The organism is Anaerovibrio sp., assembly GCF_051866355.1.
Classification (GTDB): Bacteria; Bacillota; Negativicutes; order Selenomonadales; family Selenomonadaceae; genus Anaerovibrio.
The window spans coordinates 1-11,920 of sequence record NZ_JBJDWZ010000078.1 but is presented as its reverse complement, the minus strand read 5'-3'; the positions used below and the strand labels follow the sequence as shown (position 1 = coordinate 11,920).

The window sequence follows — 11,920 nt, the reverse complement described above, 5'->3', positions numbered from 1 at the left end:
TCAGGCGATAGCCTCGCGCATGGCCCTGATGTTGGCGGCCTTGTCCCCCTTGAACAGATAGCCGCCGGAAACGAAGACGTTGGCACCGGCGCGATGGCACTGGGCAATATTGCCTGCATCAATGCCGCCGTCCACCTCTACATCTACGGACGGGCCCACAATGGAGCGCACCTTCATGATTTTGTCCGTCATGTCCGGCAGGAAATGCTGGCCGCCCTCCCCCGGATTGACGGTCATAATCAGCACCATATCTACCAGATGTGCCACACAGCTGATGGCCTCTGCCGGTGTGCCCGGGCTCAGCACCACGCCGCATTTCTTGCCCAGCTTCCTGATTTTTTGCAGGCAGCTGTACAGGCGCGTGGTGGATTCGACATGAATGGTGATGATATCCGCCCCGGCGGCAGCGATTGCCTCGATGTGGTTCTCCGGCCTCTCAATCATCAGATGGACATCCAGCGGCATGGAGGTCATTTTTTTCAGCATGGCGATATGGTCGGCACCGAATGCCATGCGCTCCACAAAATGTCCGTCCATTACATCCACATGGAGAAGCTCCACGTTGTTTTCCTCAAGAATTTTCAGGTCATCGGCGAGGGTTGCCAGATTGGCGGCAAATACGGATGGCGATAATTTTGTATTCATAAATCTGTATCCTCCTTACAAATCAGCCGTGCATCAGCCGATTTTGGCAGTCAGGTAATCAATCAGCTCGGTTTCCGGCAGTTCCATGCAGCGGCGGATTTCGTCACTGTTGTTCAGGAAGCCCATGAGGTTCTGCAGTACGGCCAGATGCTCGTTGGGATTTTTGATGGCAAGGTTCAGCACCAGCCTGGTCTCAATTTTTTCCTCGTCATCGTCCATGCGGTAGAAGGTGACCGGCTTGTCCAGGCGCAGGATGCAGATGGCATTTTCCTGAATGCCGGTGTCCTTGCAATGGGGAATGGCGACAGGGATTTCCGTAGGCAGTCCGGTAGGGTAGCTCCGTTCCCTGACACAGCACTTCCTGCCAAATTCATCGCCGACGATACCGGCCTTGTGCAGGGCGTCTGCACATATAGAGATGGCTTCCTCGGAGTTTTGGGCGTGGCCGCTGAGAACCAGATAGCGGTTTGTTGACATTGATAGCACCTCTTTTTCAGTTTTTCAGTGGCAGATTAGTTCATCAGTGAATGTACCAGGGATACGACGACATTGCCCGGATTCCAGCCGAAGTGGGAGGCTGTCACCATGCTGTCAAAGTGTACGCCGGTCACGGTCATCATCTGGGTTGCCTCACCGGCAAAGATGTTGGCAAAGAACAGGGTGACGTACATGATGCAGGTCATGACTACCAGCGTGCGGAAGATGTTGCCGTTGCTGCCCAGCACGCACATAGGGGCAAGGTAGCACACCTCCGCCAGAATGCCCAGCGGGAAAAACCTCATGTCAGGCACCAGGAAGGCCAGGATGATGGTGACAGGTATCATGATGGCGGTGCAGGTGATGCAGGCAGGATCTCCCAGTCCCAGGGCAATATCCATGCCGATGTAGACATCTGCATCATCACCGATTTTGCTCTTCATGTAGGTGTTGGCATAGGTGCCGATAGGGGAAAGTCCCTCCATCATGATGCCTACCATGCGCGGGATGAGCAGCATGGAGGCGGCAACGCCCATGCAGATAGTCAGTGCCGCACCCAGCGGCTGGCTGGTGAGCAGGGACAGGAAGGCGCCTACAACGATGCCGATGATGGCCGGCTTGCCGAAAACGCCCAGCTTCGCTTCAATGGCACTCATTTCCACGTCGAGGTTTTTCAGGCCGGGAATGGCGTCGATGATTTTGTTGATGAGCACGGCAATCGGATAAACCCATGCCACAAAGGAAAGGGTGGTGCAGGTGGTTCCCTCCAGCCCGAAGAACTCGCCCCACTTCGGTGCCGCCCACTGGGCAAAGAACAGGGTGACCACCGCCAGGATGAGGGTTACCAAAAAGCCGATGATGGCACTGTCAAAAAGGGCATAGGCAAGGGCCCCCGGCACCAGAAAGTGCATGAAATTCCAGATGTCCACATTCAGCACCTTGGTGAGCTTCATGCGCACCAGAATCAGGTTGATGATGACGATGGCAGGGATGGCAAGCACCGCAAAGGGCACTGTCCACGCCGCACCGCCCAGGGCGGCAAAGCCGATTTCCAGCACGTTGTAGCCGGAGCCCATCGACTCATAGTAGGACATTACAGGCTGGATGGTGGTTATCAGCAGGTTGACCGCCAGGCACAGGCCCTGAAAGCCGATGCCTACGAAAAGTCCGGCTTCGATTGCCTGCCCCGGCTTCATGCGGAAGAACAGCCCCAGCAGGCAGATAACTACCGGCAGCAGCACCGCGGCTCCCAGTCCCACGAAGCCTTGAAAAAACTCTAACAGCATATCCATGACAAATTACTCCTTCTCTCTAGCGTCACAGCTTTGTTGTTTTACAGTTCATAGCTTTACAGCTTCATAACTTCATTACTTTGCAGCTTATAGACTTACACCTCATAGGTTTGCAGTCTACAGTCTCATAGCTTTACAGCTTTACAGCCGTGCAGTTTGCAGTCTGCAGTTTTTAGCCTGCAGGCCCCCTTATCAGCTCTCGGCGATTTGCTTCAGCAGGGCGGCAACATCTGCCTTGACCTTGGCCTCGTTGACGCCGGATACCAGCCCGAACACGGAAAGATGCGGCTTGTCCAGCGGCTTTCTGTAGTTGGCAGTGGTGAAAACCACATCCACGTTGCTCTGCTGGCTCGGTATGTCGGCAATGGTGCACTTGTGAACCTCGATTTCTACGCCTGCTCCCTGAGCGATGCCCTTGATGGCCTCCTGGGCGATGGTGGAGGTTGCTACTCCACTGCCGCATGCTACTAATACAGATACCTTTTTCATTTTTTATTCCCCCTGATTTTTACTGGATTGCTCATTTAACATTGATAGATAGCTTCTCTCTTTGATTTGGTGGCAGTATGACATTGATACTGGTTAAGCCTGTTCGGTTTTATAAGCGCTTATTTCCTTTAGCTTGCTTCAAGTATAAATGAGAATTGTTTTTTTCGCTACAGGAATGTATTTCCTTTTGTTTGCACGTTTTTTTACAATCTTGTCAAAATGTGTCAGCAGTTTTGACGGGCTTTTGGTCAGCTGGTAAAAAATCCTTCCCTGCCACGGCAGTTTTTTCTTAAAAGTAGGGGGAAAAGCCATTTTCTAATTGACATTAATTCTCTATTATTCTATAATATGGACACAGTATAAATATAACAAAATTTGCATTACAGAACGGTGTTCTATAACGAAAAAATTATAATGGAGGAATGAATATCATGAGTGAAAAGACATTTCCGTTATCCAAGGAACAGCTGGAGGCAGTGATTGCCAAGTATCCTACACCTTTTCATATCTATGATGAAAAGGCTATCAGAAACAACATCCGCAAGCTGCAGGCGGCATTCAGCTGGGCGCCGAAGTTTCAGGAGCATTTTGCCGTAAAGGCGGCGCCGAATCCGCGCCTGATTCAGGTGCTGGCAGAGGAAGGTGCGGGCAGTGACTGCAGTTCCCTGCCGGAGCTTCTTTTGTCCAAGGCGGCAGGGGTTGTGGGGGAGGACATCATGCTGACCTCCAACGATACGCCTGCTGATGAGTTCCAGAAGGCCATCGAGCTGGGGGCTATCATCAACCTTGACGATATTTCCCATATCGAATATCTGGACAAGCATGCCGGCATGCCAGAGTGCCTGTCCTTCCGCTACAATCCGGGCAATCTGATTGAGGGCAACGATATTATCGGCAAGCCTACCGAGGCAAAGTACGGCGTTACCTACGACCAGATTTTTGAGGCGTACAAGCTGGCCCAGGCAAAGGGCGTAAAGCGTTTTGGCCTGCATACCATGGTTATTTCCAACGAGCGGCGCACCGAGGGCTTTATCTACACGGCCAAGCTCATGTTCAACCTGGCTGTGGAAATCAAGAACAAGCTGGGCATTGAGCTGGAGTTTGTCAATCTGGGCGGCGGCGTAGGCATTCCGTATCGTCCGGAGGAGGAGCCTGTGGATTTGGAGGCTGTCGGCCAGGGCATTCAGCAGGCGTACAATGAAATCCTCGGCCCTGCCGGGCTTACCAATATCGCCATCAAGATGGAGAGCGGCCGTGCCATGACCGGCCCTGCCGGCTGGCTGGTGTCCACCGTCCTGCATGAGAAAAAGACCTACAAGGACTACATCGGCCTTGACTCCTGCATGGCAAACCTCATGCGCCCTGCCCTCTATGGCGCATATCATCACATCACCATCGCCGGCAAGGAAAATGCCCTGTGCGACCACATTTATGATGTGACCGGTTCCCTGTGCGAGAACAACGACAAGTTTGCCATTGACCGCAAGCTGCCGAAGATTGATATTGGCGACCGCATCATCATCCATGATGCCGGTGCCCACGGTCATGCCATGGGCTTCAACTACAACGGCAAGCTGAGAAGCGCAGAGCTTCTGCTTCACGAGGACGGCAGTGTGGAGCTTATCCGCCGCGCCGAGACCAACGAGGATTATTTTGCCACCCTGACCGGCTTTGACGGGGCCATGATGTAAAAGTTATTGCCGCAAAGGCAGATGGCAATAAAAAGTGCATAAAATAAAAACACCTGCGGGATAGGATATTGACCATAATATATTAACGGAGGCATGGACGGCCTATTTAATATGTTAAAGATATTCTTCTTTGTAGGTGTTTTTTTATTGTGATTTCCATGTAATGTTTTGTTTTATTCTGCGTATAAGGGATACAGAGAGGAATCTTTTGAGCAGTTTTGTGGCAGAAAGGAGGATTTGTATGCTGAGAATGATGTTTGAGGGGCGTATGAGCAGGGGGCGTTATTTGAAAAAGTATTTTCTGGTTGTAGGCGCCGCAATATTGGTGCTCGTCATTGTCAATGCCGCTTTTTTGGCCATATTTGGCAATGGTGCCCTGGAGCAGGAAACGATGGAGGCTGTGCTGATTGCATTTGTGGCAATTATAACCCGTCTGATTACCCTGAGCTTTGATGTGCGCCGTCTGCATGATCTGGGCAAGGGAGGTGTATGGCTGCTGCTGCCGGTTGTTCAGGTGGCAGGCTGTATCGCCACTTTGAAGATTCAGGATGCATGGATAACCAATTTGATTTATGCCTATGGCATTGTGCTGTTTGCGGCGCTGGCCATTATCAAGGGACAGCAGGGTGTAAATGAATACGGGCCGGCCTGTGAGTAGCACGGGCGTGAGGACTGAAAAACGGTCAGATGGCTTTGAGGAGGGAGCATCCGGCCGTTTTTTTATGTGCATTTTTGCGCGGAAAAACATATAAAAAATTTTTTGCATAATTGTGTAATGTTCTTTCCGGCACAGCGTACAAGGATTGCAAGAAAGAATTCGTTAAAAAATTAAAGCTTAAAAATGGAGGAAAGGGTGATTTTTATGTTGAGGAGAATGTTTGAGGGACGTATGGGCAGGGGCAGATATATCAGGAATTGCCTTCTGGCGGCCGTGGCGACTTTTTTTGCCTTTGTAATAATAGAGGGGATTGCCGTGGCAATTTATGGTGTGGATATTATGGAAAATATGGTAAATCAGCAGCTGATGATACTGATTTTCCTGGTTTCCGAGGTGGTTACCCTCAGCTTCGATGTGCGCCGCCTGCATGATCTGGGCAAGGGCGGCAGGTGGCTGATTTTGCCTGTCCTGCCTGTGGTGTCCGGCATTATGTCGGTGGAATTCAGCAGTAACGTATTTACCGATGTTTTTAACTTCTTTGGGTTTGTCCTGTTCCTGGCGCTGGCTGTACTCCGTGGAGAGAAGGAAGACAACGCTTATGGCAGTCCCTGCTGAACTCTTTCCGGCCTTTGAACAGCACCCAAACAGTATATAGACAGCATCTGAGCGGCAGCTTATTCTTCGGGATGATGCGCTGGCAGTAATGCAGATAGCTCCTGTGTGCGGCGGCATATGCTTTGCACAGGGGCTTTTTCTTTATAATCAGGCGTAGCTATTTGCAATATGATGGTAAAACAGGTATCATTGATATATGACAAAAATATTACGGGAGATAGTGCAAGGTGCGTTTATTTATAGCGGAAAAGCCCAGCATGGGGCGTGAGATTGCGGCAAACCTGCCGGGGCCGCAGAGAAAGGGCAACGGCTTCATTGAAACGGCGGCAGGCACGGTGACGTGGCTTTTCGGCCATGTGCTGAGGCAGGCGGAGCCGCAGGAATACGATGCAAAATATAAAATCTGGCGGGCGGAGGATTTGCCCATTGTGCCGCAAAAATGGCAGTTACTGGTGTCGGAGAGCAGTGCAAGGCAGTTTGCCGTGGTAAGACAGCTCATCAGTCAGGCTGATGAAATCGTCCATGCCGGGGACCCTGACCGAGAGGGTCAGCTGCTGGTGGACGAGGTGCTGGAGTATGTGGGCTGTGACAAGCCGGTGCGGAGAATTCTTCTCAATGCCCTTGACGAGAAGAGCATCAGGGAGGCAATCAATAATCTGCGGCAGAACGCGGAGTTCTTTAATCTCAGGCAGTCGGCACTGGCAAGGGCGAGGGCTGACTGGCTGATCGGCATGAACCTGTCCCGCGCCTATACATTGGCCGCCCGGCGTTCAGGCCATCGGAAGCTGGTACTGCCGGTGGGCCGCGTCAAGACGCCGACACTGGCGCTGGTGGTGCGGCGGGAACGGGAGATAGAGAACTTCAAGCCCCAGGATTATTACACCATCAAGGGGCTTTTTCAGCATGCCAACGGCCAGTTTCATGCCCAGTGGAAGCCAAAGGATATTCAGGCAGGCCTTGACCCGGAGGGCAGGCTGATTGATAAGAAGATTGCCGAGGCAAAGCTGGCGGAATTTTTGCAGAGCCCCAACGACGGCGTGGTGTCCGGCTATGCCCGGACAAAGAAGCAGGAACAGCAGAGACTGCCTTTTTCCCTGTCGTCCCTGCAGGTGCTGGCAGGGCGGCGGTTTGGCTATGAGCCGCAGCAGGTGCTGGACACGGCGCAGAAGCTGTATGAGCAGAAGCTGACCACCTACCCCCGCTCCGACTGCGAATACCTGCCGACAAACCAGTTCAAGGACAGCGGCACCATCCTGCAGAATCTGCAGGGCATCGCCCACGAGCAGCTTGCCGTCTGGGCGGCAGGGGCTGACAGCAGGATAAAGAGCAGGGCCTGGAATGACAAGAAGATTTCGGCCCATCACGCCATTATTCCCACCCGCGTCAAGGCGGATTTGACGAAAATGAGCATTGTGGAGCGGAATATTTATTTCCTGATTGCTCAGGCGTATCTGGCACAGTTTTACCCTGTTCATACCTACTATCAGACCAAGGTCGAGGTGACCTACAAGGAAGAGCTGTTTGCCGCCAGCGGCAGGACGGAGATTGATTTGGGCTGGAAGGCCCTTTATGCTTATAAGAAAAAGCCTGCTGATGCCAATAATGCCGCCCCGTCGGACAATGCCGAGGGCAGTGATGATGACAATAACGAGAATAATGACAGCGGCGATAATGGTGAGAACGTCGTCGACGGCAATGCCCTGCCGCCTATGAAGAAAAATGACGGCGTGGCCTATCTGTCCGGTGAGCTGGGGCAGAGCGTAACCAAGCCGCCAACCCGCTTCACTCAGGCAACCCTGATTGCGGCCATGAAGGATATTCATAAATTCGTGCAGAATCCGGAGGCAAAGAAACAGCTGAAGGCGGTATACGGCATAGGCACGGAGGCAACAAGGGCGACCATCCTTGACGAGCTGATTCACAAGCGGAAGCTTCTCAAGGAAACCGGCAAGAAAAAATATCTCCAGCCTGCCCAGTCAGCCTACATGCTGATTGATGCCATGCCGGAGGAACTGGCATACCCTGATTTTACGGCCATCTGGGAGGACAGGCTGCACTCCATGGCGGAGGGTGACGGCTCCCTTGATGAATTCCTGCAGTCGCAGGTTGAGTTTACCGCCCGCCTGTGCCAGAAGGCAAATGGCACCAGCCTGGCGGCAGAGGGGCAGATACGCTGTCCCCGCTGCAGTGTCGGCGTCATGCAGAAGCGGCATGGCAAAAACGGCGATTTCTGGGGCTGCAGCAACTATCCGCGCTGTCGCATGAGCTGTGATGACAAGGACGGCAAGCCTGATTTTGAGGGGGCGAAGAGGCGTCAGGGAAATTATGGCAGTTATGGCAATTATGCTGGTAATTATGACGGTGATGGAGGCAATAACGGCAATACGGGACACGCCGGCAGTACCGGCAATCCTGCTTTCAGCCGGCGCGGCATGGCGCAGGCCGGCGATGATTTTGACCTGGGCAATCCCTATATGAGTGATGAGGAAATGGAAGCCTTTTCCAGAGAATTTTTGCGATAGCATGATATGGCATTATAGCGTGGCATTGCATTTTGCCGATAAAACATTGTGGATACAATATTATGGATAAAGCATTATGGACAAAGAATGTTTGGTGCGTTGGAGGTAGAGGTAAGTTTTGGACGATATTACGACAATTATCATTAAGCTGATATTTGTGATTTTACTGGTGCTGATGAATGGCTTTTTCGTGGCGGCGGAGTTCGCAGTGGTAAAGATACGCAGCTCCCGCCTGGAAACCATGATTAACGAGGGCAACAACAGGGCGATGTACGCCAAAAAGCTCACGGACCATCTGGATGTGTCCCTGTCCGTTACCCAGCTGGGCATCACGCTGGCCTCCCTGGGGCTTGGCTGGCTGGGTGAGCCGACGGTCAGCCATGTGCTGGAGCCGGTATTTGTGTATTTCGGCCTGAGCGGCACGCTGGCTACGACCATTTCCTTTGCTATAGCCTTCGGCCTGATTACGGCAATGCACATCATCTGCGGTGAGCTGATTCCGAAGAATCTGGCCATTCAGAAGGCAGAGGCGGTGACGCTGAATATTGCCATGCCCATGCTGCTGTTTCAGAAGGTAATGTATCCTTTTGTGTGGTTTTTGAACCATGTGGCCAATTATACGGCAGAAAAGCTGGGGATTCCTGTGGAAACGGAGAGCGAAAATCCGGCCCACACCGAGGATGAAATCCGTATTCTCATGGAGGAAAGCCACAAAAAGGGCTACATTGACAAGACAGAGCTGGATTTTGTGGACAATGTATTTGATTTTGCCGACAGGAATGTGCGCGAAATCATGATACCACGCACCGACATGGTATGCCTTTATACGGAGGATTCCTTTGATGAAAATATTCAGGTGGCGGTGTCCGAGCATATGACGCGCTATCCTGTGTGCCGTGAGGACAAGGACGATATTATCGGCTTTTTGCACATCAAGGATTTGATGGGCTACCTGTACAAGAGGCGCCGTCCGCGGCTCCGCCAGCTGGTGAGAAAGGCGCTGATTGTGCCGGAAACCATGAAAATCAGCATGCTGTTGAAGATGATGCAGAGGGATCGCTCACAGCTTGCCATCGTGGTGGATGAGTACGGCGGGACGGCAGGCATGGTGACTATCGAGGATATTATTGAGGAAATCGTGGGCGAAATTCAGGATGAGTTTGACCAGGAGCGGCCGCTGGCGGAGAAGCGGGATGAATGCCTGTATTCCATTGATGCCAAACTGCTTTTGGAGGAAGTCTGCGATATTCTGGAAATGGATATTGAGGCGGACAATATTGATACCATCGGCGGCTGGCTTTATAACAACGTCCAGTCACCGCCAAGCATCGGCATGAAGGCCAGCTGGAACGGCAGGGATTTCTTTGTGGAGGAAATGGACAATCTGCGCATTACCAGAATTCTGGCGAAGCTGCCAAAGCCTTTGGCAGAGGAGCATGACGAGATTGTGGATATGACGGAGGGCGGCCGGAAAGAAGAAAATACTGTTCAGCAGTAAAATTATTTTAGATTATCGGGGGCAGGGACAATGGTTCTGACAGTGGAGGATCTGGGCAAAAGCTACGGCGAGAAGGCCCTTTTCAGTCATGTAAATCTCAACATAAATGAAGGCGACAAAATAGGCATCGTGGGCATCAACGGCACGGGCAAGTCCACCTTTCTGCGGACGGTGGCAGGAAAGCTGGCGGCAGATACCGGCAGTATGGTGGCCATGCGCAACCTGCGCATAAGCTTTTTGGAGCAGTCCAAGGAATTTGAGGCTGACAATACGGTGCTGATGGAGGCTTTCAAGGATGACAGCCCACTGATGCAGGCCCTGCGGAATTATGAGTCGGCACTGGCAAAAAGCGAGGCAGGGGACACCTCGGAGGAAGTGCAGAAGCTTCTGGTGAAGGCATCGGGGCAGATTGATGCCCTGAACGGCTGGAGCATGGAAAGCGAGGCCAAGAGCATCCTCACCCATCTGGGGATAACGGATTTTGCGGCAAAGGTGGGCAGCCTGTCCTCCGGGCAGCAGAAGCGGCTGGCGCTGGCTACGGCGCTTATTCAGCCCTGCGATCTTTTGCTTCTGGATGAGCCTACCAACCACCTGGACAGCGAAACCATCGGCTGGCTGGAGGAATATCTGGCAGGCTGGAAGGGCTCTTTGCTGATGGTTACCCATGACCGCTATTTTCTGGACAGGGTGGCCAGCGGTATTCTGGAATTTGACAAGGGCAGGACGTACAGCTATCAGGGAAATTATTCCGAGTTTTTGGAGCTGAAGGCGGCCAGGATTGAGCGGGAGGAAGCCGGGGAAAGAAAGCGGCAGAATTTCCTCAGAAATGAGCTGGCGTGGATTCGCCGGGGGGCGCAGGCCCGCTCTACCAAGCAGAAGGCCCGCATCCAGCGGTATGAGCAGGTCAGGGATCAGAAGGTGGATTTGGAGCGGAACAAGGTGGAAATCGGCCTTGCCGGAAGCCGCCTGGGGCGGAAGATTATCGAGCTGGACCATGTGAGCTACGAGTGGGAAGGCAGGGAATACATCAAGGATCTGACCTACACGGTGCTGAGAAATGACCGCATCGGCATTCTGGGCGGCAACGGCACGGGCAAGTCCACCCTTTTGAATATTATTGCCGGGCGGCTGCAGCCTACCAGCGGCAGTGTGGATATCGGGCAGACCGTGAGGATTGGCTATTTTGCCCAGACCAACGCCGAGATGGACGGCAGGCTGCGTGCCAAGGAATACATTCAGGAGGCGGCGCACTACATCACCATGGCGGATGGCACGAAGCTGTCCGCAGGCCAGCTGATGGAGCGTTTCCTTTTTCCGCCGGATTTGCAGTACACGGAGGTTGCCCGCCTGTCAGGCGGTGAAAAACGCCGCCTGTACCTTTTGCGCGTGCTGATGGAGGCGCCCAATGTCCTGCTTATGGATGAGCCTACCAACGATTTGGATTTGGAAACCATGGGCATCCTTGAGAATTTTATCGAGGATTTTAACGGAGCGATTATTTTCGTGTCCCATGACCGCTTCTTTACCGACCGCATGGCAAAGAAGGTTTTCGTCTACGACAAGGATGACAGCGGCAAAATCAATTTTTATGTAGGCGGCTACAGTGACTACAAGGCAAGGGCAGAGGCGGAGGAAAAAGCGTCTGCCCGGGCGGATTCCAATACTCAGGGCAATAAAAAACAGCAGGGGGCAGATAGTGAGGCGCCTGCTGAAAAGAAGCCGGTTCAGAAGGAAAAAACACAGAAAAAAGGCCTTACCATGTCTGAAAAGCGTGAATATGGCGAGATTGAGGCGATTATTGCCAGCAAGGAAGGGGAGCTGAAGGGCATCCACTACCAGATGGAGCTGTATGCCGCGGATTATGGCAAAATCAGCGAGCTGACCGGTGAGGAAACCCGGGTTTCCGCCGAGCTGGAAAAGCTCATGGAACGCTGGGCGTATCTTGAGGAAAAGGCAGAAGAAGTGTGACATGCAAAAATTAAACGGGGGTATGTGCATGGAAGCGAGGAAGGTGCTGAATTTTTATAAGGCAT

Annotated in this window: 10 protein-coding genes; 6 read left to right on the top strand and 4 right to left on the bottom strand. The window is 52.6% G+C overall.

All coding sequences use genetic code 11. The features are described 5' to 3' along the window. The 4 genes from rpe to ACI3UA_RS04550 all read right to left on the bottom strand — a co-directional run bounded on the left by rpe (position 1) and on the right by ACI3UA_RS04550 (position 2,903). Positions 1-645, bottom strand: coding sequence for a ribulose-phosphate 3-epimerase (gene rpe, locus ACI3UA_RS04565; RefSeq protein WP_439723647.1), 645 nt, complete (start codon positions 643-645; stop codon positions 1-3). Between the two features lie 33 nt (positions 646-678). Beyond that, the gene (locus tag ACI3UA_RS04560) at positions 679-1,122 is read right to left on the bottom strand and encodes a PTS sugar transporter subunit IIA (RefSeq protein WP_439723646.1); all 444 of its coding nucleotides are present in this window, start codon (positions 1,120-1,122) and stop codon (positions 679-681) included. A gap of 35 nt (positions 1,123-1,157) precedes the next feature. Beyond that, entirely contained in the window at positions 1,158-2,414 is a 1,257-nt protein-coding gene (locus tag ACI3UA_RS04555; protein ID WP_439723645.1) for a PTS transporter subunit IIC, read from the bottom strand. A 192-nt stretch (positions 2,415-2,606) separates the two neighbouring features. Then, positions 2,607-2,903, bottom strand: coding sequence for a PTS sugar transporter subunit IIB (locus tag ACI3UA_RS04550; protein ID WP_439723644.1), 297 nt, complete (start codon positions 2,901-2,903; stop codon positions 2,607-2,609). Positions 2,904-3,334: 431 nt separating this feature from the next. Here ACI3UA_RS04550 and ACI3UA_RS04545 point away from each other — a divergent pair, with 431 nt between their 5' ends. The 6 genes from ACI3UA_RS04545 to ACI3UA_RS04520 all read left to right on the top strand — a co-directional run bounded on the left by ACI3UA_RS04545 (position 3,335) and on the right by ACI3UA_RS04520 (position 11,855). After that, positions 3,335-4,594 (top strand): diaminopimelate decarboxylase family protein, encoded by a 1,260-nt coding sequence (locus tag ACI3UA_RS04545; protein ID WP_439723643.1) that lies wholly within the window; start codon positions 3,335-3,337, stop codon positions 4,592-4,594. Positions 4,595-4,835: 241 nt separating this feature from the next. Beyond that, positions 4,836-5,252: a DUF805 domain-containing protein gene (locus tag ACI3UA_RS04540; RefSeq protein ID WP_439723642.1), complete on the top strand. Its 417-nt coding sequence runs from the start codon at positions 4,836-4,838 to the stop codon at positions 5,250-5,252. 204 nt (positions 5,253-5,456) lie between these two features. Beyond that, entirely contained in the window at positions 5,457-5,867 is a 411-nt protein-coding gene (locus tag ACI3UA_RS04535; protein ID WP_439723641.1) for a DUF805 domain-containing protein, read from the top strand. Positions 5,868-6,094: 227 nt separating this feature from the next. Then, entirely contained in the window at positions 6,095-8,389 is a 2,295-nt protein-coding gene (locus tag ACI3UA_RS04530) for a DNA topoisomerase III (RefSeq protein WP_439723640.1), read from the top strand. A 118-nt stretch (positions 8,390-8,507) separates the two neighbouring features. Next, complete coding sequence (locus ACI3UA_RS04525) at positions 8,508-9,887, top strand: hemolysin family protein (RefSeq protein WP_439723639.1); 1,380 nt, start codon at positions 8,508-8,510, stop codon at positions 9,885-9,887. Positions 9,888-9,917: 30 nt separating this feature from the next. Further along, positions 9,918-11,855 (top strand): ABC-F family ATP-binding cassette domain-containing protein, encoded by a 1,938-nt coding sequence (locus ACI3UA_RS04520; RefSeq protein WP_439723638.1) that lies wholly within the window; start codon positions 9,918-9,920, stop codon positions 11,853-11,855. The last annotated feature ends 65 nt before the right edge of the window (positions 11,856-11,920 follow it).